This window comes from Flavobacterium petrolei, assembly GCF_003314435.2.
In the GTDB taxonomy this organism is placed as follows: domain Bacteria; phylum Bacteroidota; class Bacteroidia; order Flavobacteriales; family Flavobacteriaceae; genus Flavobacterium; species Flavobacterium petrolei.
Map to the genome: position 1 here is coordinate 779,062 of NZ_QNVY02000001.1, position 23,204 is coordinate 802,265.

The 23,204-nt window shown below is 35.1% G+C and carries 25 protein-coding genes; 14 read left to right on the forward strand and 11 right to left on the reverse strand.

Annotation, left to right across the window (positions count from 1 at the left end; translation table 11 throughout):
* Positions 1–96 precede the first annotated feature (96 nt).
* The 3 genes from DR871_RS03400 to DR871_RS03410 are packed head-to-tail and all read left to right on the forward strand — an operon-like array spanning position 97 to position 1,893.
* Positions 97–1,077, forward strand: a complete 981-nt coding sequence (locus DR871_RS03400; protein ID WP_113664852.1) for a succinylglutamate desuccinylase/aspartoacylase family protein — start codon at positions 97–99, stop codon at positions 1,075–1,077.
* A 10-nt stretch (positions 1,078–1,087) separates the two neighbouring features.
* Entirely contained in the window at positions 1,088–1,651 is a 564-nt protein-coding gene (locus DR871_RS03405; RefSeq protein WP_113665458.1) for a 5-formyltetrahydrofolate cyclo-ligase, read from the forward strand.
* 44 nt (positions 1,652–1,695) lie between these two features.
* A complete protein-coding gene (locus DR871_RS03410) occupies positions 1,696–1,893 on the forward strand; it encodes a hypothetical protein (protein WP_091166339.1) in 198 nt (65 codons plus the stop codon).
* 65 nt (positions 1,894–1,958) lie between these two features.
* Here DR871_RS03410 and DR871_RS03415 read toward each other — a convergent pair whose 3' ends face one another.
* The 8 genes from DR871_RS03415 to gdhA form a co-directional block, all read right to left on the reverse strand.
* A complete protein-coding gene (locus DR871_RS03415) occupies positions 1,959–2,558 on the reverse strand; it encodes a lipoprotein signal peptidase (RefSeq protein WP_113664851.1) in 600 nt (199 codons plus the stop codon).
* An 85-nt stretch (positions 2,559–2,643) separates the two neighbouring features.
* Positions 2,644–3,024, reverse strand: coding sequence for a TraR/DksA family transcriptional regulator (locus DR871_RS03420; RefSeq protein ID WP_073209154.1), 381 nt, complete (start codon positions 3,022–3,024; stop codon positions 2,644–2,646).
* A 6-nt stretch (positions 3,025–3,030) separates the two neighbouring features.
* Positions 3,031–6,489 (reverse strand): isoleucine--tRNA ligase, encoded by a 3,459-nt coding sequence (gene ileS / locus DR871_RS03425; RefSeq protein ID WP_113664850.1) that lies wholly within the window; start codon positions 6,487–6,489, stop codon positions 3,031–3,033.
* Between the two features lie 267 nt (positions 6,490–6,756).
* Positions 6,757–6,960, reverse strand: coding sequence for a helix-turn-helix transcriptional regulator (locus DR871_RS03430; protein ID WP_113664849.1), 204 nt, complete (start codon positions 6,958–6,960; stop codon positions 6,757–6,759).
* Positions 6,950–7,414, reverse strand: a complete 465-nt coding sequence (locus DR871_RS03435) for a hypothetical protein (protein ID WP_113664848.1) — start codon at positions 7,412–7,414, stop codon at positions 6,950–6,952. The genes DR871_RS03430 and DR871_RS03435 overlap by 11 nt, the downstream gene beginning before the upstream one ends.
* A 111-nt stretch (positions 7,415–7,525) precedes the next feature.
* A complete protein-coding gene (gene recO / locus DR871_RS03440; protein ID WP_113664847.1) occupies positions 7,526–8,239 on the reverse strand; it encodes a DNA repair protein RecO in 714 nt (237 codons plus the stop codon).
* 74 nt (positions 8,240–8,313) lie between these two features.
* Positions 8,314–10,602: a type IX secretion system anionic LPS delivery protein PorZ gene (gene porZ, locus DR871_RS03445; RefSeq protein ID WP_113664846.1), complete on the reverse strand. Its 2,289-nt coding sequence runs from the start codon at positions 10,600–10,602 to the stop codon at positions 8,314–8,316.
* 124 nt (positions 10,603–10,726) lie between these two features.
* Complete coding sequence (gdhA, locus tag DR871_RS03450; protein ID WP_113664845.1) at positions 10,727–12,070, reverse strand: NADP-specific glutamate dehydrogenase; 1,344 nt, start codon at positions 12,068–12,070, stop codon at positions 10,727–10,729.
* Between the two features lie 277 nt (positions 12,071–12,347).
* Between gdhA and DR871_RS03455 the strand changes: the two genes are divergently transcribed.
* Positions 12,348–13,145 carry a THC0290_0291 family protein gene (locus DR871_RS03455; RefSeq protein WP_113664844.1) on the forward strand — a complete coding sequence of 266 codons (798 nt, stop codon included), beginning with the start codon at positions 12,348–12,350 and terminating at the stop codon, positions 13,143–13,145.
* A gap of 94 nt (positions 13,146–13,239) precedes the next feature.
* On the opposite strand, the gene DR871_RS03460 is transcribed toward DR871_RS03455, so the two are convergent.
* The gene (locus DR871_RS03460; RefSeq protein ID WP_113664843.1) at positions 13,240–14,385 is read right to left on the reverse strand and encodes a cystathionine gamma-synthase; all 1,146 of its coding nucleotides are present in this window, start codon (positions 14,383–14,385) and stop codon (positions 13,240–13,242) included.
* A 101-nt stretch (positions 14,386–14,486) separates the two neighbouring features.
* Here DR871_RS03460 and DR871_RS03465 point away from each other — a divergent pair, with 101 nt between their 5' ends.
* Positions 14,487–15,230 carry a DUF3298 and DUF4163 domain-containing protein gene (locus tag DR871_RS03465; RefSeq protein WP_113664842.1) on the forward strand — a complete coding sequence of 248 codons (744 nt, stop codon included), beginning with the start codon at positions 14,487–14,489 and terminating at the stop codon, positions 15,228–15,230.
* Between the two features lie 163 nt (positions 15,231–15,393).
* Here the strand turns inward: DR871_RS03465 and DR871_RS03470 are convergent, their stop codons facing one another.
* Positions 15,394–15,852: a DinB family protein gene (locus DR871_RS03470; RefSeq protein ID WP_113664841.1), complete on the reverse strand. Its 459-nt coding sequence runs from the start codon at positions 15,850–15,852 to the stop codon at positions 15,394–15,396.
* Between the two features lie 75 nt (positions 15,853–15,927).
* Here DR871_RS03470 and DR871_RS03475 point away from each other — a divergent pair, with 75 nt between their 5' ends.
* The 7 genes from DR871_RS03475 to nadD all read left to right on the forward strand — a co-directional run bounded on the left by DR871_RS03475 (position 15,928) and on the right by nadD (position 20,160).
* Entirely contained in the window at positions 15,928–16,278 is a 351-nt protein-coding gene (locus DR871_RS03475; protein WP_091166548.1) for an arsenate reductase family protein, read from the forward strand.
* Entirely contained in the window at positions 16,278–17,171 is an 894-nt protein-coding gene (locus DR871_RS03480; protein WP_113664840.1) for a DMT family transporter, read from the forward strand. Before DR871_RS03475 ends, DR871_RS03480 begins: the two co-directional genes overlap by 1 nt.
* Positions 17,161–17,469, forward strand: coding sequence for a hypothetical protein (locus tag DR871_RS03485; RefSeq protein ID WP_113664839.1), 309 nt, complete (start codon positions 17,161–17,163; stop codon positions 17,467–17,469). The genes DR871_RS03480 and DR871_RS03485 overlap by 11 nt, the downstream gene beginning before the upstream one ends.
* A gap of 80 nt (positions 17,470–17,549) precedes the next feature.
* Positions 17,550–18,410, forward strand: a complete 861-nt coding sequence (locus DR871_RS03490; RefSeq protein ID WP_113664838.1) for a YicC/YloC family endoribonuclease — start codon at positions 17,550–17,552, stop codon at positions 18,408–18,410.
* Positions 18,411–18,527: 117 nt separating this feature from the next.
* On the forward strand, positions 18,528–19,103 hold the full coding sequence (gmk, locus tag DR871_RS03495; protein ID WP_113664837.1) for a guanylate kinase: 576 nt from the start codon (positions 18,528–18,530) through the stop codon (positions 19,101–19,103).
* 35 nt (positions 19,104–19,138) lie between these two features.
* A complete protein-coding gene (locus tag DR871_RS03500) occupies positions 19,139–19,504 on the forward strand; it encodes a four helix bundle protein (RefSeq protein WP_113664836.1) in 366 nt (121 codons plus the stop codon).
* Positions 19,505–19,536: 32 nt separating this feature from the next.
* Positions 19,537–20,160 carry a nicotinate (nicotinamide) nucleotide adenylyltransferase gene (nadD, locus tag DR871_RS03505; protein WP_113664835.1) on the forward strand — a complete coding sequence of 208 codons (624 nt, stop codon included), beginning with the start codon at positions 19,537–19,539 and terminating at the stop codon, positions 20,158–20,160.
* Here the strand turns inward: nadD and DR871_RS03510 are convergent, their stop codons facing one another.
* The gene (locus DR871_RS03510) at positions 20,161–21,057 is read right to left on the reverse strand and encodes a LysR family transcriptional regulator (protein WP_113664834.1); all 897 of its coding nucleotides are present in this window, start codon (positions 21,055–21,057) and stop codon (positions 20,161–20,163) included.
* Between the two features lie 86 nt (positions 21,058–21,143).
* Here DR871_RS03510 and DR871_RS03515 point away from each other — a divergent pair, with 86 nt between their 5' ends.
* Both DR871_RS03515 and DR871_RS03520 read left to right on the forward strand, forming a co-directional pair.
* Complete coding sequence (locus DR871_RS03515) at positions 21,144–21,908, forward strand: type 1 glutamine amidotransferase domain-containing protein (protein ID WP_165355301.1); 765 nt, start codon at positions 21,144–21,146, stop codon at positions 21,906–21,908.
* A 4-nt stretch (positions 21,909–21,912) separates the two neighbouring features.
* Positions 21,913–23,076 carry an iron-containing alcohol dehydrogenase gene (locus tag DR871_RS03520; RefSeq protein WP_113664833.1) on the forward strand — a complete coding sequence of 388 codons (1,164 nt, stop codon included), beginning with the start codon at positions 21,913–21,915 and terminating at the stop codon, positions 23,074–23,076.
* The last annotated feature ends 128 nt before the right edge of the window (positions 23,077–23,204 follow it).

Here is a 23,204-nt window from a genome sequence, read left to right on the forward strand (position 1 = left end):
AATCAATGTTCTTGAAATCTTACTGAGGAAAATTTTATCGGAATTTTAGTTTCTAATTCGTTATTATCCTTATTTTTATGCTTTCAAGAACCTATGATGAAAATTAATACCACACCTATTGTTCTTTTTGGCGAAAGCATAAATCCGGGCGAAAGCAAAACTATCAATGTCGAAATTGCGAGACTGCACACCACCACAAAACTGAACATCCCTATTATCGTGCGACGCTCCAAGTTTGAAGGTCCCGTTGTTCTTTTCTCGGCGGGAATTCATGGTGACGAAATCAATGGAGTCGAAATCGTACGCCAGCTCATTTACAAAAAAATAAACAAGCCAAAAAGAGGTACAATCATTTGTATTCCAATAATAAACGTATACGGATTCGTCAATAAATCACGAGAATTTCCAGACGGTCGGGATTTAAATCGCGTTTTTCCCGGAAGTAAAACCGGTTCTTTGGCCAGCCGATTTGCATTTCATATTTTAGCTGAAATCATGCCATTGGTAGAATATGCCGTCGATTTTCATGCCGGTGGAGCGAGTCGTTTCAACGCACCACAAATTAGAATAGCACATAATAATGCTGATTTAAAAATTCTTGCCGATGTTTTTAATGCACCTTTCACCTTATATTCCAGAAATATAATGGGCTCTTTTAGGAGTTCCAGTGAAAGAATGGATGTCAAAATGTTGCTTTTTGAAGGCGGAAAATCATTAGATATCAACAATGATATCGCCGAGGAAGGCATAAATGGAGCAAAGCGTCTGCTTAAACATCTTGATATGCTAGATTTAAAACATACTGCGGTACAACAAAAATCCAACACCATTTATATTGAAAAATCTGGCTGGATACGCGCCAAATGTTCCGGATTATTACATGATTACGATACTATTGGGAAATTTGTAAAAAAAGGAACTATTCTTGCCACCATAACGGATCCGTACGGAAAATTTGAAAGAAAAGTAAAAGCGCCAAACGATGGCTATATCATCAATGCCAATCATTCCCCAATTGTCTATGAAGGAGATGCTATTTATCATTTGTCGAATGCTCTTGGAGAAGAAGGAGAATAAAATATTTAAAATGAACAAAACTGCGTTACGACAAAAATACAAAGCCCTACGGAATTCACTTTCCGAAAATGAAGTGGAAGAAATGAGTTTGGCTGTAGCCAATAAAATACTGACAATTCCGCTTTGGAAAAAAACCTATTTTCATATTTTCCTTCCCATATCTGAACAAAAAGAAGTCAATACCGAGTTTATTCTTCACATATTATCCGGAAAAGACAAAGAAATTATTGTTTCCAAAGCTGATTTTGCAACCCGAAACATGACGCATTTCCTATTGACGGACAACACTAAAATCAAGAAAAATGAATACAACATTCCAGAACCTGTAGATGGTATTGAAGTTCCCTCAAATAAGATTGATGTAGTTTTTGTTCCGCTTTTGGCTTTCGATAAAAAAGGGCATCGCGTGGGTTACGGCAAAGGGTTTTACGATAAATTTTTATCGGAATGCAAACCGGATGTAATCAAAATTGGACTGTGTTTCTTCGAACCTGAAGAAGTTATTGAAGATGTTTTTGAAGGCGATATACAACTGGATTATTGCGTGACTCCGAATTCAATTCACTCGTTTTAATTTGGAATGCGTACTTTCGCAGCAAATACAATCCAAAATAATTTATGAGAACATTCAAAAATTCAAGATTTGCAGTAAGCGTTATGGTTATTTTATTCGCAGTTTCATTTTCAAATTGCAGCATTCAAACCGGAACCAGCAGATCTTCCTATAAAGCTAAAAAACTTCCTCCAGGACAAGCTAAAAAAATATATGGTGGAAAAAGTGCAAAACGATATGCACCGGGACACAACAAAAACTAATTATGCAAAAAGACCTGTTCAAATCATGAACAGGTCTTTTTTGTATGTTGCAAAAAACGTTGAATCTAATCGTGATGAAAGGCTTTTTTATTAAAGAAAATCAAAATTCCAACTCCGGTAGAAATCGCCATATCGGCAATGTTGAAAATTGCATTGAAAAAAGTAAATTCTTTTCCGCCCCAAATTGGCAACCAACTTGGTAGATTTCCATGCCAAAAAGGAAAATAAAACATATCCACTACTTTTCCGTGAAACCAAGTTCCATAAGGCTGATCTGAGAATAAAGTAGCTAATTGTTGTTGACTGTCGTCAAATATCACCCCATAAAAAACAGAATCAATAATATTTCCGAAAGCACCGGCCAAAATCAGTGAAATAGCAACAATCAAATAATTAGAACTGTGTTTTCTTTCTACAGAATCCCACAACCAATATCCAATTCCACCTACAGCAACCAATCTAAAAAGGGTTAGAAATAATTTTCCGTACGCACCCGGAATTTCAGTCCCCCAAGCCATTCCTTCATTTTCTATAAAAAGAATTTTGAACCATTTGAATACTTCAACTTCTTCGCCTAATATAAAATTAGTTTTAATGTATATTTTAGAAACTTGATCAACAAGCAATAAGATAAAAATAAGGAGATACGCTTTTCGTAATGACATTTTATAAATTTTAATGGCGCAAAAATAACAATTTAATCAAAAAAAACGCTCCATTAGGAGCGTTAAATATTACACAACAAGTAGTTTATCGTTGCAAATTCTTTGCCTCAATACTCATTGTTGCATGAGGAACGATTTTTAATCTTTCTTTCCCAATTAGTTTGCCTGTAACTTTACATACACCATAAGTTTTATTTTCTACACGGAAAAGTGCATTTTTCAAATCACGAATAAACTTTTCCTGACGTATTGCCAGTTGAGAATTCGCTTCTTTAGACATTGTTTCGCTTCCCTCTTCAAATGCTTTAAAGGTAGGCGAAGTATCATCAGTTCCGTTATTCAAATCATTCATGTACGCACTTTTTATCAGATCTAAATCAGCTTGTGCTTTTTGAATTTTGTTCAAGATTATTTCTTTGAACTCTGCTAAATCAGCGTCAGAGTACCTTGTTGCTTCATCTACCATTTTGTATTATTTTGAAATTAAAATCATTGTTTTTATATCGTCAAATTCAATTTCTGTTCCGTTTTCTAAATCATCTACAAAAACCAAATCACTGGTTAATGTTTCTGATTTTATATACGCTTCATTTTCAAGAATAGCCTCTTCTAAAATTCCGTTTCTCTTCAATTGAACTTTAATTTTATCAGTAACTTCAAATCCGGAATCTTTACGGATATTCTGAATTCTATTTACTAATTCTCTGGCAATTCCTTCTTGTTTTAATGCTGGTGAAATTGTAATATCCAGTGCAACCGTTATTCCGTTTGAGTTGGCTACCAACCAACCTTCAATATCCTGTGATGTAATTTCTACATCTTCTAAAGTTAAAATTACGTTATTTCCTGCAATAACAATATTCAGACTTCCTTCCTTGTCCAATTGGCTGATTTGTTCTTTTGAAAACCCTTGTATTTCCTTAGAAATCAATCCCATATCCTTCCCAAAACGGGGTCCGAGTGCCTTAAAATTAGGCTTAATTTGTTTCACCAAAACACCGGAAGCATCATCCAAAAGTACGATTTCTTTCACGTTAACCTCTGCTTTTATAAGGTCGGAAACAGCTTCAATTTCAGCCCTTTGATTGTCGTCAAGTACTGGAATCATTACCTTCTGCAAGGGTTGACGCACCTTTATCATTTCCTTTTTTCGGAGTGATAAAACCAATGATGAAATGGTTTGTGCTTTCTGCATTTTGCTCTCTAACATTTTATTAACATAGTTGTCAACCGAAATTGGAAACTCCGCCAAATGTACACTGTCATATTTTTCCGACTGTGTTGCTAAAGTTAAATCTCTGTAAAGTTTGTCCATAAAGAACGGAGCGATAGGCGCACCCAGTTTACTTATGGTCAACAAACAGGTATATAAAGTTTGATAAGCAGCGATTTTATCCTGCGCATATTCCCCTTTCCAGAAGCGTCTTCTGCACAAACGAACGTACCAGTTACTTAAGTTTTCCTGTACAAATTCTGAAATCGCTCGAGCTGCTTTCGTTGGCTCATAATCCGCATAAAAACCATCTACTTCTTTGATCAAAGTATTCAATTCTGACATGATCCATTGGTCAATTTCCGGTCTTTCGTTTAACGGAATCTCCGCTTCTTCAAATTTGAAACCATCAATATTAGCGTATAAACTAAAGAACGAATACGTGTTGTATAAAGTTCCAAAGAATTTACGGCGAACCTCAGCAATTCCTTCTAAGTCAAATTTCAAGTTGTCCCAAGGATTCGCATTCGATATCATATACCAACGCGTCGCATCTGGACCGTATTCTTTTAATGTTTCAAATGGATCTGCTGCATTTCCTAAACGTTTGGACATTTTTTGTCCGTTTTTGTCTAAAACCAATCCGTTTGAAACTACATTTTTATAAGCTACTTTGTCGAAAACTAATGTTCCAATGGCGTGCAACGTATAAAACCAACCACGAGTCTGATCCACTCCTTCTGCAATGAAATCCGCTGGAAAGTCTTTATTTTCGTCAATTTTATCTTTGTTTTCAAAAGGATAATGCCATTGCGCATACGGCATAGAACCGGAATCAAACCAAACGTCAATTAAGTCCGCTTCACGCGTCATTGGTTTGCCAGAAGCAGAAACCAACGTGATTTCATCGACTACATTTTTATGCAAATCAACTAAATCGTAATTTGATTCCGCCATATTTCCAATTTCGAAACCTTTGAAAGGATTTTCTTTTTGGAAACCTGCAGCGATAGATTTTTCAATTTCGTTGTATAATTCTTCAACAGAACCTATTAAGATTTCTTCTTGTTTGTCCTCGGTTCTCCAAATTGGTAACGGAATCCCCCAGAATCTTGAACGGGATAAATTCCAGTCATTGGCATTTTTCAACCAATTTCCAAAACGTCCTTCTCCAGTTGCTTTTGGCTTCCAGTTGATGGTTTCGTTCAAGTCAAACATTCTGTCTTTAACTTCAGAAATTTTTATAAACCAAGAATCCAAAGGATAATATAAAATTGGCTTGTCCGTTCTCCAGCAATGTGGATAACTGTGAACATACTTCTCTACTTTAAATGCTCTGTTTTCTTCTTTTAATCGGATGGCGATTTCAACGTCTACCGAACGTTCTGGTGCTTCACCTTCGTTATAATACTCATTTTTCACATATTTACCAGCATATTCTCCCACGTGCGAAGTGAATTTTCCTTGTAAATCTACTAACGGAACCGGAGTTCCATTTTCGTCAAGAACCAACATCGGCGGAATTTCAGGCGTAGCTTCTTTGGCTACTTTTGCATCATCAGCACCAAAAGTAGGCGATGTATGCACAATTCCTGTTCCATCTTCGGTAGTTACAAAATCTCCTGAAATTACTCTGAAAGCATTTTCAGCATTTTGATATGGAAGTACTAAAGGCATTAATTGTTCATAACGAATATCAACTAAATCAGCTCCTTTGCATTCCGCCAAAACCTGATATGGGATTTTCTTGTCGCCTTCTTTGAAATTTTCAAAATCAGCAAGTTCATTACTTTCAAAGAATCCTTTCCCGAATTGTTTTCCAACTAAATTCTTAGCCAAAATCAATGTTGCTGGACGGAACGTATATTGATTGAATGTTTTTACTAAAGCGTATTCGATTTTTGGACCTACAGTTAAAGCCGTATTACTTGGCAATGTCCAAGGTGTAGTAGTCCAAGCTAGAATAAAGATTTCGTCTAAATCCAACGCTTCTAACTTATAATGCAGTAAATTATTAGAACTGATGTAATCGTAAAACTTTGAGAACAACAACTCTTTGTGTGCATCAATTACTTTAAATTGTGCTACAACTGTTGTGTCAGTTACATCACGATAACTTCCCGGTTGGTTTACTTCATGAGACGATAATCCTGTTCCTGCTTTTGGAGAATACGGTTGGATTGTGTAGCCTTTGTACATCAAATCCTTGTTGTAAATTTGTTTCAAAATCCACCAAACCGTTTCCATATATTTGGATTTGTACGTCACATACGGATCTTCCATATCGACCCAATAACCCATTTTTTCAGTCAAATCATTCCATACATCCGTATAACGCATCACGGTTTTTTTACACGCTTCGTTATATTCTTCGATGGAAATGGTTTTTCCAATATCTTCTTTGGTGATTCCTAATTCTTTTTCGGTACCTAATTCCACAGGTAAACCGTGGGTGTCCCAGCCTGCTTTACGCTTTACTTGGAACCCTTTTTGAGTTTTATATCTGCAAAAAATATCTTTAATTGCACGCGCCATTACGTGGTGAATTCCCGGTAATCCATTTGCCGAAGGCGGCCCTTCAAAAAACACGAATGGTGGGTTTCCTTCACGAGTGGTTACGCTTTTCTCGAATATATTTTCTTTCTTCCAAAAATCCAGAACTTCTGACGCCACAGTTGGTAAGTCAAGTCCTTTGTATTCAGTAAATTTTGTGCTCATTTTATCCTTTTCTAAATCGAGGTGCGAAAGTAAGGAATTTTGAATAAAAGAAAGAAAAGATGAGAGAAAATAGACAAAATTGATTAGAGAATTCGATAAAAATCATAATAAGTCCGACAACATTCTATTTTAAGCAAAAACTTCTTTTGAAACGTTAAGCGATTTTGGCTTTTTGAATTTTAATTCCTACTGAATCTTGTAAAGTATAATTGTTTTTAATGACTTTGTATTCAATAGAATTTCTTAGGAATTTGAAGTATTTAACCCTTATTTGTCATCATCATCCAGCTCAAAAAAATCATTGACTGGTTTTCCAAACAACCTTGATAATTTTAACGCCAGAACTGTTGATGGCACAAAGCGATTGGTTTCAATTGAATTTATCGTTTGCCTGGAAACACCTATTCTTTCTGCTAATTCCTCTTGGGTAATATTCAAAATGGCGCGTTCTATTTTTAGTCTATTCTTCATTGTACGCTTTTTTTAACTTGCGGAAAGTAAGGATTTGAATAGTTAGTAAAAGTGCTAAAACAGCAACGTCCTTACTACCTTCTATTTTAGGCATTGATGACAAAATTGACTCAATGGTAAAGTGAATAAATGGTAATGTTAAATAGACTAATACTGTCACTATTACTGCATAATTATAGGATTGCATTCGGATTTTTCCAATTAACTCATCTTCTATTTTCTCTCTTGAAATTGAAATTATTAGTAATCCTATAACCGAACTCGACAAAGCGATTCTTTCAAATAATTCGTGGTATTTTACATCTAGCATATAGAGCTTAAGAGACGTAATAATTGATAAAACCGAAGCAATAAATAACACCAAACCGACAATTTTAAATTTATTAGGCAACTGGTAACCTGTAAACTTATTAATTTTTTCAATTTCTCCTTCTTGTTTTGCTTTTGGTTCCATAAAGTTAATTGGTTAAAGCTTACTTTCCATAAAGAAAAACAAACTTGATTTAAAGACAAATATACTTTACTTTTTAATACAAAATTAAATTATGAATAAATTTTTTTTGTCCTATGAAAAAACTTCTTTCAATACGTCTAATGATTTTGGTTTTTTAAAGCCATCCAAATGAAAACTGTAGTAATCAATCAGTATCTTCAAAACGATTTGCCTTTCGATGACATGGAATATTTTCTGATTGTTATCGAATTTCAAGTCAATCAGTTTTTTAAACAAATTACTTTCATGCTCCGTAAGTGAACTGACAGCATGAAAAGCCGTAAAAATACCTTCGTTCATTTCGAAAAAAGGCATGTCCATATCCGAAGTATCAGGATAAAAGCCCAAATATTTTGTAGTTTCTAATAATAGAATCAAATGAAAATTAGCAATTTCATCGTGATTATCGAGCCAATGCAAAGCGGTTTCCAGAAAGGTAAACAAATGCTCATTCGTTTCTTCTTCGTGAATAGAATGATGCAACATTTCTGAAATGAACATCACAATCGTACTCTTATAAATATCCGAATGAATCGAATGAAAAGGAGTTGCAATTTTTATCTCTTTGAAATTTTCTAAAGTCCCTTTATTTTTATGAACCGCTTCAATTTCGAGAATGGTCAACGGCTGAAAATAAGCGATTTTCTGATTCGCTTTTCGGCTCGAAAAAGCATCGCGAACGAAATACGATTTCAAACCATGCGACAACGTGAAGCATTTGACAATCAAGCTTTTTTCCTGAAATTTTAATGACGAAAGGACGATGGCTTTGGTTTTGACTTGCACAATTTTTTTGTTTAAAGTTTAAAGTTTAAAGTTTCAGATTGTAAATACAAACCAAACTCAAAACCAAAAACAAATTACCTTATTATCATTACTTTTTTAACTTTGGTTTCTACTCCGTCTTGTGCCGAAATAAAAATCATATATACACCGGAAGCAACTTTGTATTTTCCAAAAGCAGTCGTATCCCATTCTATTGTTCCGCCTTCAGAAGTGGTTTCATAAACTAAATTACCACCGATATCAGTAATTTTAACATTCGCTCTATCCAATAATCCGGCAATTTTTACGGTTCCCTGGTACTCCGGACGCACAGGATTTGGATACACGTAAGCATTGCTTAGATCATCATTGGCAGCAGTCGAAACTCCTTTGAAAGAAACCAAACCTTTGGCGGTAGCGATAAAAACTTCGCCCGTAACGCTATTGATATCGACGTCATTAACAACATTGCTGGGCAGCGGTGAATTATTTATTGTAAAATGATATTTGGTTTCTTGGCCGTTTGGCGACACCAAAAACAAACCGGAATCCGCCGTGCCAATCCATTTATTATTGGCACCATCGACAGCAATATCAGTGATAAATTGTTCAAACAATAATTCCTGCGCTAAGTTATCTTCTAAAATAATTATCGGATTTGCCGTCATTTGCTCCTCTGACTGAAAACTGCTGACATTGGGCAAAACCCGTAAACCTTTTGTAGTTCCTATCCACAATTGATTTCTGGTGTCTACCGCAACCACTCTCACATTTGAAATTGGCAAATTCCCGGTATCCGGTCCTGATGTTATTTTTTTGAATTTATTATTAGTTTCATTAAAACCAATCACTCCATCTTCACTGGTAGAAAGCCATTTGGTTCCATTTTTATCGATGGCCATTGTTCCAAAATTATTGTCAATAGCAGAATCTAAGATATTATCCATCGCATAACTTTGCCATTGACCACCCGGTTTCAATACTTTCAATCCGTTTTTTATACGACTGTTGGTAACCCAAAGATTTCCAGATTTGTCAAATGCCGATCCGTTAACCCGTATATCTACATAATCAGGACCCACAAAAGTCAAAGATTCTAAACCACTATTGGTTTGATTGTACAATATTTTAGGTTCGTCATTTTCTATTTTTAATAATCCCGAAAAAAAAGAACTTGCATAAACCTCGTTTTCATTGCTTGGATTAATTGCAATTCTGGTCATTGATTGTGCTCCCAAAACTTTCTCGTAGGGAATATTCAGCCATCCTTTCTCGTTAAATTTACTGATACCGTAACTGTCTAGCGGATATGGATTGTAACCAGCGGTATAATCTCCATAAACCCCCCAAAGAACATTTGGCGTAACCTGCAACGAAAATATATTGTTTCGTGCCGGACCGATAGGAGTACTATTTTCAAAGGTTACGGCCGAAGCAAGTGAAGTCGTAATTAATCCGTTTTCTTTTGTTCCAATTAAAACTGCATCTCCTATTATAGTCGCGCAGGTAAAACCCAGATTACTTTCCGGAATCTGATTCGTATTTATTTGGCGCACCAAAACCATTTGATTGCTGTAAATATAAATACTATTCAAAGTCGTTAGTATCAAATAATCTGTCGTTGCTCGCAGATCTACTGAACGCTGGGGAAGCTGAGTAAATCCTGTAAAAGAACTTGATGTGGTAGAAAGCTTTTGAACATTACCAAAACTATCCACAGCATACAAATCAGTCCCGAAAGCGGTTATTCCAGACCAGTTTCCAGCAGCAACCGTTGTCCATTGATTAAAATCGATACGGTTTTCATTAGCAATTGCAGCTCTTCTAATTCCATTATTGGTGGCGGCATAAATAAACCCATTAAAAACTGTGGTTTGATTCACAATAATTTCGGCTCCATTATCACCTATAAAATAGGTATCCCCAAAAAGCATGGTCGCTATATTAAATTGGACGATTCCAAAATCGCAAGAAACATAAGCAATACCTTCAAATTCCATGAAGTGATTGATTTTTTTTAAATTTGCGGGCAGTTGTTTATTGATGATATCGACCACATTCAATATGGTTCCATCTGCCTGATTAATTACCAATATCAGCCCGTTTTCGTATCCTAAAATTGTTTTGTTGAATGTTGTGCTGTGGTATAAAGATGAAATAGTTTGCCCTGAAAGTCCGTCAATAGTATTGGTGGTTTTGATTAGGTTTGTTGTTACGTTTTTAGAAAATAATGCGTTTTCTGACGCGGCAAAAACAGCGTTTGCAGCTTCAGAGACATCTTTAATTTCGTTGTAAGAGAAATAACCCTGCCATGACAAATCGCTTTGGGCAAAACCCATTTGTACACAAAGCAGAAGCAAAAAATATAAAACGCTCTTTTTCATTATTTGTATGACTATTGGTTTACAAATATAGAACAAACGGAAGTCTTAGCATTTTGTTACATAAAAAAAATGCCTTCGACCAATAACATCGGCAGAAGGCATTTTAAATTATAATTAACCTGATTTACACCACTCCTTGAGCCAGCATAGCATCAGCAACTTTAACAAATCCGGCAATGTTTGCTCCTTTTACGTAGTTCACATAACCTTCCTCGTCTGTACCATATTTTTTACATTGATTGTGAATTCCAACCATAATCTCCTTAAGTCTTGTATCTACTTCTTCACTTGTCCAGTTCAAACGAATAGAGTTTTGAGTCATCTCTAATCCTGACGCTGCTACACCACCAGCATTTGCTGCTTTTCCTGGCGCAAAAAGAACTTTAGCTTTCAAGAATTGTTTGATTGCTTCTAATGTACATGGCATATTTGCTGCTTCTGTTACACAAATAACACCGTTTGCAATTAATTTTTTAGCATCTTCCTCGTTCAACTCATTTTGAGTAGCACAAGGTATTGCCACATCAACTTTCACTTCCCAAACACTTTTCCCTCTGTGGAATTGAGCTTTTGGATATTTTTCTAAATAAGCTTCGGCTCTATTATCACCTCTTGCTCTCATTTCAAGCATGAAGTCAATTTTGTCTCCAGAAATTCCTTCTTCGTCATAAATATAACCATCAGGACCTGAAATAGTAACTACTTTTCCACCAAGATCATTTACTTTCAAAGCAACTCCCCAAGCAACATTACCAAATCCAGAAATAGAAACTGTTTTACCATTAATACTTTGACCAATAGTTTTCAACATCTGTTCCGCAAAATAAACTACTCCGTAACCCGTAGCTTCTGGTCTGATCAATGATCCTCCGTAAGCCAATCCTTTTCCAGTTAGGACTCCAGTAAATTCGTTTTTGATTCTTTTGTATTGACCAAATAAATAACCAATTTCTCTTGCACCAACACCAATATCTCCTGCAGGAACGTCTAATTGTGGCCCGATGTGTCTGCACAATTCAGTCATGAAAGACTGACAGAAACGCATTACTTCACCATCAGATTTTCCTTGTGGATCAAAATCAGATCCTCCTTTTCCTCCGCCCATTGGCAAAGTGGTTAAACTGTTTTTGAATACTTGTTCGAATGCTAAAAATTTAAGCACGGATAAATTTACAGTATGATGAAAACGGATTCCACCTTTGTAAGGTCCAATTGCTGAATTCATTTGAATTCTGAAACCTCTATTTACCTGAATTTCTCCTAAATCATCAACCCAAGGAACACGAAATATAATCGAACGCTCCGGTTCAGCTATTCGAAGAAGCAAATTTTTACCATCGTATTTTTTTTGCTCTGCAATAAATGGAATTACAGTTTCTGCAAATTCCCTAACAGCTTGAATAAATTCAGGTTCATTTGGATTCTTGGCTTCAACTTGAGCCATAAAATCATTTATTTTTAGTAACATAGATTATAAATAATTAATTAAGAAAACGATTTCGTTATAATTTACAAAGATACATTTTATAAAAATATTCGGACTCAGTTTTTTGAATTTATCAATAGAATTATCTTTTTATTATCCATTCACAAACAATTATGTTTAAGATAGACACTTTTAAACCTAAAGACTACCACTTTCGTAAGTAAATAAGAATTTGTCTGCTTATTTTTAATTTTAGTTTATTTAAAAAAATGAATGATGTTTTTATATATTTGTAAGGATTTGAAAATTTTATACCCTAATGATCAAACAAATAATACCACTTTTACTAATTTTTATTGGGTTTTCTAACAGTTCAAATGCACAATTCGACGGGTTTTCGCATGAGGTTGGAATCATTGCCGGGCCAATAGCTTTTCAGTCGGATTATGGTGAACGATATGATTTTTCTACAAATGCCGGAAACACTGGAATTGGGATTGGTCTTATTCATTACCTAAATTTTACTTATGATTCCGATTATAATTATACTTCGAGGACTTATTTTAATGACCACTTCAAACTTCGATCTGAACTATCTTACAATAAAACTAAATTAGAGCATTTTGGAGAATATGTTGAAGGAAAACCTTCGCTAGGAAAAGAGCAATTGAAAGCAATGACTGGGAGCACTGCAATAACTAATCTTGGCATGCAACTGGAATTTTCTCCGTGGAGCATTCGTGATTTCACAGCAAGAACAGGTAGCTTAGGTCCATTTATCAGTCTTGGCGGACAATTTAGCTATTACAATGCCGAAGCCTCCTCCACTTTGGGTCCGTTAGGAACTCCTTTGACAACGTTTCCAAAATATCTAACTCCAACAGACGGTCGTCCTTATGGATTTTCAACGGAGAGCGGTACCGTTTGGTCCGTTGTTTCCAGTGTAGGAACCCGTTATAAATTAACACCTATATCGGATTTAATGGTCGACTTAAGATTTCAATATTTCTTTTCGAACTGGGTAGATGGTTTAAATCCTAATCCGGAGATTTACAAAGAGAATAAAGCAAACGACTGGTTGGTTTGGTTTAATGTGGGCTATATTTATTACTTATAATAGTATTTAAACAATTGATATAAAAAGCAAAAGCTCCAATTTTAATCCGAAGTGTCGGGATAGTATTGAAGCTTTTTTTATTTAAGATATTCAGTTATGCCAATGCTTGTTTCAAATCTTCTATTAAATCTTCAGCATCTTCAATACCTACGCTTAATCGAACCAAATCATCTGTAATTCCAACTTCCTTGCGCTTGTCTTCCGGAATGGAAGCATGCGTCATCAGAGCAGGATGATTTGCTAATGACTCTACTCCGCCTAAAGATTCAGCCAGTGTGAAAACTTTTAATTTCTCCAGAAAGTCAATTGCATCTTCTTTTTTGCCCGAAACAAAAGTAAATGAAACCATTCCACCAAAACCACTCATTTGTTTTTTGGCAATTTCGTGATACGGATGGCTTGGTAATCCCGGATAATAAACCGTTTTCACTTTTGGATGACTGTTCAAAAACTCCACCACTTTTCCTCCATTTTCACAATGTCTTTCCACGCGCAAATGCAAGGTTTTAATTCCTCTCAGCACTAAGAAACTATCCATTGGTCCCAATGTTGCTCCTGTCGCAAATTGTTGAAAATGCAATTGTTCTCCCAACGCTTCATCTTTTACAATCAAAGCCCCGGCAATAACATCAGAATGGCCTCCCAAATATTTAGTCGCCGAATGCATAACAATATCAGCTCCTAAATCCAATGGTTTTTGCAAATAAGGAGTTGCAAAAGTATTATCAACCGCAAAAAGAATTTTCTTTTCTTTAGTGATTTTTGCGATTTCTTGAATATCGGCTAGTTTCATCAAAGGGTTTGTTGGTGTTTCTACCCAAACCAGTTTTGTATTTTCATTGATTAATGACTTAAATTTTTCGATGTCATTCATATCCACAAAATGGAATTTTATCCCGGAATCTTTATAAATACGGGTAAACATTCTGTAGGTTCCGCCGTATAAATCGTCCATCGCAATGATTTCATCCCCAGATTTAAAAGAACGCAAAACACAGTCTGTAGCCGCTAATCCTGACGAAAAAGCCAATCCTCTTGTTCCATTTTCAATACTTGCCAAAGCGTTTTCAAGCGCGCTTCGGGTAGGATTTGCAGCTCTACTGTATTCATAATCTGGATTTATAGGTTGCCCAGGACTCGTTTGTACAAAAGTTGAGGTTTGATATACCGGAGGCATAACTGCTCCTGTGCTTGGATCGTGGTGCTGTCCACCGTGAATGACTTTAGTATTGAATTTCATAAGTTGAATTTTTAATGCAAAATTGTTTCACAAATTTACCCTTTAATTTATTTTAACCAAGCCACAAGTTGATACCTTTGTATTTAATTAACAATTTTGAGATGAAACACTTTATTATTTACACTTTACTGCTTTTTTCGGCTGCGCAATGTTCCAATGAATTGGTTTTTGAAGAGGAATCTTTTCAGAAAAAAACAACAATGCCCTGCAAAGAAAATTGTCCATCTATTAGTGTGAAAATACCCGTTGCAAATGCCGTCCCGGTTGTAGCGGATAGCATTAATAAAAAAGTATTTTCAGTAATGAAAGAGATTATTTATTTTGGCGAAAAGCCTTATACAGCAACTGATTATAATGGTTTACTAGCTTCCTTTATTGATTCCTACGAGAAACTTCAGAAAGAATTTCCCAATGATAAATTTGGTTGGGAAGCTGACATTGAAGGAAATGTAAAATACCAATCCGATGCTGTATTGAATATTGAAATCAAACATTACACCTATACTGGTGGTGCTCACGGATACCAAGGATTGCGCTCCCTGCTTTTTGACCCAAACACCGGAAAATCAATCTCGAATGATGAATTATTCAATGATAAAGCAGCTTTTAAGGCTTTCGCCGAAAAAAAATTCAGGGCAAAATATAAAATCCCTTCAAACAAATCCATCAATGCAACCGGATTGATGTTTGAGAAAGAGAAATTCCAGTTACCCCAAAATATATTTTACACCGATAAAGGATTGTTGCTTTATTATAATTCCTACGAAGCTGCATCGTATGCTGACGGACCAAAAGAATTATTATTACCGTACACTGAAGTGAATGATTATTTGGCGGTTAAATAATAAATGGTCTTTAAAAAATGCTACATTTTTTAAAGACCAAATAGTGTTTTTTAACGATTCGCTAGCCCCGATAGAAGCGGATATCCTTTTCCTTTTTTCTTTAAAAAGGAAAAGATAGGAGCGAATAGCGGGATTAAGCTCCCAATATTTATAGGTATAAATCCTAAATAAACTTTCTAATACTCATCATAATCCCAATGTGAAGCCCTTCATGGAAATTACTGAAAGCCATGGCATCCTCGGCATTTCGTAAAACGTGATTGCCTGTTGATGTGGTATATTCCATGTAGTTTTTGAAAATTTGATAGTCATAATCCACTTTGGTTTGTTGTATAGTTTCAAACAATAACGATTTGATTTCGTCCACTTCGGCTTGAGTCACGATGTGTTCCGGCTTGGTTCCCTTTTTGTATTTCTCGACTAATTCATCAGAAACCATCATTGGCAAACCAGAAAGTTTGTAAACTAATAGTTGTTGTGAGACGATAATGTGACCGATGTTCCAAATCAAATTATTGCTAAATCCTTCCGGAATCGTGTTGAGTTGGTCCAGATTGTATCCCGATAGAAATTTTGAAACCATATTTCTGCTTGTAGTGCTGACGTCGAATAATTGATTCATTTTTTATTTTTTTGATAAAAATAATCATTTTCCGTGTCAAATGAATTTTCTTTGCACAAAGAAATCGCTATTTACATGGACATAATATACTATCTCGCTTCTTGCGACACCTGCAGAAAAATTATAAAATCATTACCGAAAGAACATGATTTTAAATTTCACGACATCAAACAAGATCCAATTACTGTTGCCGAATTAGAAAAAATGCGTGAGCTTTCCGGCAGTTACGAAGCACTTTTCAGCAAAAAAGCACAGTTGTACAAATCGATGGATTTAAAAAATAAATCTTTGACCGAAGACGATTACAAAAAGTACATTTTGGAACATTACACCTTTTTGAGTCGTCCCGTTTTTATTATAAAAGACAAAATTTATATTGGCAATACCCAACAAAATATGTTGCAGGTAATGAAAGCTTTGGTATAATGTCCAAAAGAAATCTTGCACTAATTGGCGCCACAATTGTTTCCATAATTTACGGTGTCACGTTTACCATCGCCAAAGACGTCATGCCGTTGTATATTGACGCCTATGGTTTCATCTTGTTACGCGTAGGCGGTTCGGTGCTATTGTTTTGGCTAGTTTGGCTTTTTATGCCAAAGGAAAAAATTGCATTCACTGATTTCCCTAGAATAATTGCGGCTGCTTTCTTTGGTGTGGCGTTTAATATGCTTACATTTTTCAAAGGATTAAGCCTTACTTCTCCTATTAGCGCAGCAGTAATTATGGTTTCGACACCCATGATTGTTTTGACGCTTTCAGCCATTATAATGAAGGAACGCATGCAAAAACGAATGGTTTTTGGGATTATCCTTGGTCTGATAGGAACTGCTTTTCTTATTCTGTACGGAAAATCCATTGGCAGTGCCACAAATGCCGGTTTGGGAAATTTTCTGGTTTTGGTCAACGCCATTTCCTATGGATTTTACCTGATTATCGTCAAGAAATTAATGGACAAATACAATGCCTTTACGTTTGTAAAATGGATTTATTTATTCGGTTTTATTATGGTTTTGCCTTTTGGCTGGCGCCAATTTCAAACTGTTGAATGGGCTTTAGTCCCCGTGGATATTTGCTGGAAAATAGGATTTGTCGTGATTTTTTCGACTTTCCTGACGTATTTGCTGAATTTGCTTTCGATGAAAGAATTAAAACCAACTACGGTAGCCGTTTTTATTTATTTACAACCGCTATTCGCCACTATTTTTGCGATAAGCCTGGGCAAAGACGAATTGAGTTTGGTGAAAATTGGTTCGGCAGTTTTGATATTTGTCGGCGTTTATTTGGTAACACAGAAAAAGAACAAGGATGAAAATTAGAGTAACATTACTATTAATTTCAGTTTTATTTCTTTTATCTTTTCAACAAAAAGACAAAAATCCTATTATAGGTATTTGGACTGATAAATCAACTGAAAATGCAACATTTGAAATAAAAGACAAAACAATTTATTATGTTGATGATTTTGCAACTTACAAATACACTTTTAATAATAATGTTATAAAAATCTACTATTCTGACTATACATTTACTGGGAAAGTTAGCTTTAAAAATGATATAATGTTCATAAAATATTCAAGTGGAGTTGTTACAAAATATGTAAGATTTAAAGAATAATTTTTTAAATTCCTGTGAAAAGCTGAAAAAATGACCGCTGACCACTTTTTTATTATCTTTGACCTCTTTTATACAACTATATGATACAATCAATGACAGGTTTTGGTAAAGCGACTTTGCAATTATCAACCAAAAAAATCACGGTCGAAGTAAAATCTTTAAACAGTAAAGGTTTGGATTTGAATGTGAGAATGCCTTCGCTGTACCGCGAAATGGAATTGGGTTTACGCAACCAAATTGCACTAAAACTGGAAAGAGGAAAAGTAGATTTTTCTATTTTTATCGAAAGTACCGCGGAACAAACTTCTACTAAAGTGAACGTGCCGATTGTAAAAGCATACATCAACCAATTGAGAGAAGTATATGCTGATGCTGATGAAACCGAACTAATGAAAATGGCAATTCGCATGCCGGACACCATGAAAATAGAACGCGATGAAATCGATGAAAACGACTGGGTACAAATCCAAACCGTTATCGAAGAAGCGTTGCAAAACATCCTGAATTTTAGAAAAGATGAAGGAATGTCTCTTGAAAAAGAATTTCAATTGCGAATTGGCAATATTCGTCAATACATGACCGAAGCTTTGGCACTTGATCCAGAACGCGTTCAGGCAATAAAAGACCGTTTACAAACTGCAATCTCAGAATTAAAAGTGAATGTAGATGAAAATCGTTTCGAGCAAGAATTGATTTATTATTTAGAGAAATTAGACATCACCGAAGAAAAAGTACGTTTGACGAATCACCTGGATTATTTCCTGGAAACCATCAACGGAACCGAAGCTAACGGTAGAAAATTAGGTTTCATCACCCAAGAAATGGGACGTGAAATCAATACGATGGGTTCTAAATCCAATCACGCACAAATGCAAAAATTAGTCGTTCAGATGAAAGACGAATTGGAAAAAATTAAAGAACAAGTATTAAACGTATTGTAATTATTAACCTGCAAAGTTATATAATTTTGCAGGTTTATTAATTTTACAACATACCTACAAGGTTTATAAAACCTTGCAGGAAAACATAAACAGATACTGAAATAAATTCAGCATAAAATGAGCACAGGAGGAAAATTAATCGTATTCTCAGCACCTTCGGGATCAGGGAAAACTACTATCGTTAGACATTTATTAAGCAAAGAAGATTTGAATCTTGAATTTTCTATTTCCGCAGCTTCCCGCGCACCAAGAGGCGAAGAAGTAAGTGGAAAAGATTATTATTTCATGTCTACCGAAGAATTTAAAAAACACATCAAAAACGAAGACTTTCTGGAATGGGAAGAAGTCTATCGCGATAATTTCTACGGAACGCTAAAAAGTGAAGTGGAACGTATTTGGGCCAAAGGAAAAAATGTGATTTTTGATATTGATGTATCCGGCGGATTGCGCATCAAACATAAATTCCCAGAAGAAACTTTAGCTGTTTTCGTGAAACCTCCAAGCGTGGATGAACTAAAAAGACGACTAAAGGAACGCTCTACCGAAAGTGATGACAAAATCAACATGCGTATCGCTAAAGCCTCTGTAGAACTGGCAACAGCACCACAATTTGATGTGATTATAAAAAACTACGATTTGCCTATAGCTCTTGAAGAAGCGTATCAATTGGTAAAGAATTATGTGAAAAAATAGTAATTAGTAAAAAGTTACTAGTAATTAGCTTAAAAATGGGTGAGATAAAATCATACAAAGATTTATTGATTTGGCAAAAAGGGATTAAAATAGTCTGTTTAGTTTATCAATTAGTAAAATCATTTCCTCAAGAAGAATTATATGCTCTATCAAGTCAGATAAAAAGAGCTTCAGTATCTATTCCTTCGAATATTGCTGAAGGCTATGGAAGAAATACGGATAAATCATTCAGCCATTTTTTAGATATTTCAAGAGGCTCATTATTTGAAATTGAAACTCAGTTACTAATTGCTAATGAACTTGGTTTTATAACAAGTAAGACTTTGTATACAGAAATCTTAAGTCAAATTGAGGAAGAATCCAAAATGATTAATGCTTTCTCAAAAACCCTCAAAAACTAATTACTTTTTACTAATCACTAGTCACTAAGTCAATGAAAATAGGTCTTTATTTTGGAACGTTTAATCCCATTCATGTTGGGCATCTCATCATTGCCAATCACATGGCGGAACATTCTGATTTAGACCAAATCTGGATGGTGGTTACGCCACACAATCCTTTGAAGAAAAAAAGTACTTTACTAGATGATTACCATAGACTGCAAATGGTGCATCTTGCCACCGAGGATTTTCCCAAAATAAAACCTTCGGATATTGAGTTCAAATTGTCCCAGCCAAATTATACCGTGAATACGTTAGTTCATTTAGAAGAAAAATATCCAAAATACGAGTTCTCATTAATCATGGGCGAAGACAATTTAAAATCTTTGCACAAATGGAAAAACTACGAAGTGATTCTCGAAAACCATGATATTTATGTTTATCCAAGACTCGAGACCAAAGGTTCTGCTGAAGAAGCAATTTCAACCGACTCGGACAATTTGGATTTAAAAATTTTACAAAAATTCGCGACAAAAATTCACATGATTGATGCTCCCGTTGTTGAGATATCGTCTACATTTATTCGGGACAATATCAAGAACGGGAAAAATGTGCAGCCGTTATTGGCTGCAAAAGTTTGGGAATACATTGATCACAATAATTTTTATAAAAAGTAACTATCCCAAAACCTTTTTCAATTCCAATTGAATATTTTCAAAAATCATACTCAAATTATCGTTTTTACCGGATAAGACGAAGACTTCTGTACTTGGCATTTGCTTACTGTTCCACAATAATTGGATTTTATTTTCTTCGATTAAACTTCTCGCATTGCAATCCCAAACAACCGCTATTCCGGTGTTTTGGGAAATTATTTCCAGCATTTCATATTCGGATGGAATGATATAATTAGGAATCATCGAAGGTCTTTTTTTATTAAAAACATGCAACCAAAATAATTTGATATGTGGAATTTGCGCATTGTGGCTGAACCATTTTTGGTCGTTTAACCACTGTTCCGTTGCAGAGAAATCCTTTGTTTTAATACTAGATTTCAGCTCGGAAGCATCGATACTGTTAGAACCTACAATCACTTGTTTAATTTCGCCAACCTTTTTCTGAATGGTGTCAAAAGTGTCATATTGTTTGGTGACGACTGCAAAATCAAGTTTTTTAGAATCAACCAATTCAAAAAGCGCATCATTTTCATGAAAGCTAAAATCGATAAAATCAAATTTGGAAACCAAAACGCTTCCCAAACTTCGCATCAGATGCTTTGAAATCCCAATGGAAATTAATCGATTGGCATTGAACGCTTTGGCACGAAAACCATTTTCCACATTTTCCAATCGGTCCAATGCTTCAATGATTAAATTATTGAGTAACTTAGCGTAATCCGTTGGTTCGACTCCTTTAGACTTTCGATTGAAAAGTTTATATCCTACATGGGCTTCCAACATGGACATTTGCTGACTAACAGCAGGTTGACTGATAAATAATTCTTTGGCAGCCAATGAAAAATTACCGTTTTTATAAACCGATTTAAACGTTCGATACCATTCTAGATTGACCATGATATAAATATATTTATCACAAACATAATTTAAATTATTTTTACTAATAACATATTCGCCTTAAATTTGTACAAATAAAATTAAAGATGAAAAAAATAGCATTATTTGCCATTATAGCATTAACCGCAAGTTGTATTACAGCAACTGCACAAAATAAAAAAGGTATGAAAAAAGTATTATTCGTTCTAACTAGTCATAGTGAATTAGGGAACACAGGAGAAAAAACAGGATTTTGGATTGAAGAATTTGCTGCTCCTTATTATGAGTTAGCAGATAAAGGTGTGTTCATTGATATTGCATCGCCCCTGGGAGGACAGCCACCAATAGACCCAAAAAGTTCAGATCCATCTTCAGCAACTGAAGACACTAAAAGATTTGATAAAGATACCGAGCTACAAGCTAAACTAAGTAAAACACACAAACTGGCTGATGTTAAACAAGCTGATTATGATGCTGTATTTTATCCTGGAGGTCATGGTCCATTGTGGGATTTGGCAACGGATTCAACTTCAAGTGCTTTAATTGAATCTTTTTACACGAATAATAAGCCTGTTGCGTTTGTATGTCATTCACCAGCAGTGTTGAAAAACGTAAAAGTAAATGGGGAATTTTTAGTTAAAGGTAAAAAAGTAACCGGATTTTCAAATACCGAAGAAGAAGCGGTGGGATTAACGAATGTAGTGCCATTTTTACTAGAAGATGCGTTGCAGGCTAATGGTGCAACTTATTCAAAAATTGGGGATTGGCAGCCGTATGCTGTAGAAGATGGTCTTTTGATTACTGGTCAAAATCCAGCTTCGTCGAAACTAGTTGCGGAAAAATTATTAAACCAATTGAATTCAAAAAAATAAGAAGATGTTAAATTTCGAATTATACAATCCTACCAATTTAGTTTTTGGAAAAGGACAAATTGAAAAACTATCCACGTTAGTGCCACAAGGAGCAAAAATCCTTTTGGCGTATGGCGGTGGAAGTATTTTCAAAAATGGAATTCACGAGCAGGTAATCAATAATCTAAAAGCGTTTGAAATCGTAGAATTTGCAGGAATTGAACCAAATCCACATTTTGAAACATTAATGAAAGCCGTTGCGATTATCAAGGAACAAAACATAGATTTTATCCTTGCCGTTGGTGGAGGTTCTGTAATCGATGGAGTAAAATTCATTTCTGCAGCTGTAAACTTTGACGGAAACCCTATTGATATTCTTCAAAAACGAGTATTAACTAAAGATGTATCTAAAATTATTCCTTTTGGAACTATATTGACTTTACCGGCAACAGGAAGTGAAATGAATTCTGGCGGAGTTGTCACTATTCAATCTACGCAGGAAAAATTATCCTTTGGTGGTAGCGCATTGTTTCCAAAATTTTCTATATGCGATCCAACCGTAATTGAATCTTTGCCAAAAAGACAATTGCAAAACGGAGTTGTAGATGCTTACACCCATGTTTTAGAACAATACTTAACGTATCCGCACGAAGGATATCTTCAAGATAGAATTGCCGAAGGTATTTTACAAACTTTGATTCAAGTAGGTCCAGAAGTTGTTGAAAATCCAAAAGATTACGCTTTAGCATCTAACTTTATGTGGAGTTGTACGATGGCGCTTAATGGATTAATCCAAAAAGGAGTTCCTTCGGATTGGGCAACACACATGATTGGGCACGAATTAACAGCTTTATATGGAATTGATCATGCCAGAACATTGGCAGTTGTGGGTCCAAATTTATACCGAGTAATGTTTGAAACCAAAAAAGGAAAATTGGCACAATACGGAAAACGTATTTTCAATTTAACTGGAACTGAGGATGAAATCGCAAACGAAGCCATCAACAAAACTGTTGAATTTTTCCACACGATGGGAATGGACACTAAATTATCTGATTATACCAAAGATTATGATAAAACAGCTGATTTTATAGTAGATCGTTTTAAAGAAAGAGGTTGGTTAGGGTTAGGCGAAAAACAAAATATCACTTTAGAAAAGGTGAAATCTATCGTCGAAATGAGTTATTAATTAAAATAACTTAATACCGATTACCTTGGTTTAAATAAAAAGGCGTTCTCATTTTTGGGAACGCCTTTTAAAATTCTAAAATATAACTAACTAATTCAATCCGCATTTTTTGTTAATTTTCTAAACAA

What these genes read in the sequence shown, in the direction of transcription:
- DR871_RS03400 (WP_113664852.1), top strand. Translation starts at nt 97, where the DNA reads ATGAAAATTAATACCACACCTATTGTTCTTTTTGGCGAAAGCATAAAT.
- DR871_RS03405 (WP_113665458.1), top strand. Translation starts at nt 1,088, where the DNA reads ATGAACAAAACTGCGTTACGACAAAAATACAAAGCCCTACGGAATTCA.
- DR871_RS03410 (WP_091166339.1), top strand. Translation starts at nt 1,696, where the DNA reads ATGAGAACATTCAAAAATTCAAGATTTGCAGTAAGCGTTATGGTTATT.
- DR871_RS03415 (WP_113664851.1), bottom strand. Translation starts at nt 2,558, where the DNA reads ATGTCATTACGAAAAGCGTATCTCCTTATTTTTATCTTATTGCTTGTT.
- DR871_RS03420 (WP_073209154.1), bottom strand. Translation starts at nt 3,024, where the DNA reads ATGGTAGATGAAGCAACAAGGTACTCTGACGCTGATTTAGCAGAGTTC.
- ileS (WP_113664850.1), bottom strand. Translation starts at nt 6,489, where the DNA reads ATGAGCACAAAATTTACTGAATACAAAGGACTTGACTTACCAACTGTG.
- DR871_RS03430 (WP_113664849.1), bottom strand. Translation starts at nt 6,960, where the DNA reads ATGAAGAATAGACTAAAAATAGAACGCGCCATTTTGAATATTACCCAA.
- DR871_RS03435 (WP_113664848.1), bottom strand. Translation starts at nt 7,414, where the DNA reads ATGGAACCAAAAGCAAAACAAGAAGGAGAAATTGAAAAAATTAATAAG.
- porZ (WP_113664846.1), bottom strand. Translation starts at nt 10,602, where the DNA reads ATGAAAAAGAGCGTTTTATATTTTTTGCTTCTGCTTTGTGTACAAATG.
- gdhA (WP_113664845.1), bottom strand. Translation starts at nt 12,070, where the DNA reads ATGTTACTAAAAATAAATGATTTTATGGCTCAAGTTGAAGCCAAGAAT.
- DR871_RS03455 (WP_113664844.1), top strand. Translation starts at nt 12,348, where the DNA reads ATGATCAAACAAATAATACCACTTTTACTAATTTTTATTGGGTTTTCT.
- DR871_RS03460 (WP_113664843.1), bottom strand. Translation starts at nt 14,385, where the DNA reads ATGAAATTCAATACTAAAGTCATTCACGGTGGACAGCACCACGATCCA.
- DR871_RS03465 (WP_113664842.1), top strand. Translation starts at nt 14,487, where the DNA reads ATGAAACACTTTATTATTTACACTTTACTGCTTTTTTCGGCTGCGCAA.
- DR871_RS03470 (WP_113664841.1), bottom strand. Translation starts at nt 15,852, where the DNA reads ATGAATCAATTATTCGACGTCAGCACTACAAGCAGAAATATGGTTTCA.
- DR871_RS03475 (WP_091166548.1), top strand. Translation starts at nt 15,928, where the DNA reads ATGGACATAATATACTATCTCGCTTCTTGCGACACCTGCAGAAAAATT.
- DR871_RS03480 (WP_113664840.1), top strand. Translation starts at nt 16,278, where the DNA reads ATGTCCAAAAGAAATCTTGCACTAATTGGCGCCACAATTGTTTCCATA.
- DR871_RS03485 (WP_113664839.1), top strand. Translation starts at nt 17,161, where the DNA reads ATGAAAATTAGAGTAACATTACTATTAATTTCAGTTTTATTTCTTTTA.
- DR871_RS03490 (WP_113664838.1), top strand. Translation starts at nt 17,550, where the DNA reads ATGATACAATCAATGACAGGTTTTGGTAAAGCGACTTTGCAATTATCA.
- gmk (WP_113664837.1), top strand. Translation starts at nt 18,528, where the DNA reads ATGAGCACAGGAGGAAAATTAATCGTATTCTCAGCACCTTCGGGATCA.
- DR871_RS03500 (WP_113664836.1), top strand. Translation starts at nt 19,139, where the DNA reads ATGGGTGAGATAAAATCATACAAAGATTTATTGATTTGGCAAAAAGGG.
- nadD (WP_113664835.1), top strand. Translation starts at nt 19,537, where the DNA reads ATGAAAATAGGTCTTTATTTTGGAACGTTTAATCCCATTCATGTTGGG.
- DR871_RS03510 (WP_113664834.1), bottom strand. Translation starts at nt 21,057, where the DNA reads ATGGTCAATCTAGAATGGTATCGAACGTTTAAATCGGTTTATAAAAAC.
- DR871_RS03515 (WP_165355301.1), top strand. Translation starts at nt 21,144, where the DNA reads ATGAAAAAAATAGCATTATTTGCCATTATAGCATTAACCGCAAGTTGT.
- DR871_RS03520 (WP_113664833.1), top strand. Translation starts at nt 21,913, where the DNA reads ATGTTAAATTTCGAATTATACAATCCTACCAATTTAGTTTTTGGAAAA.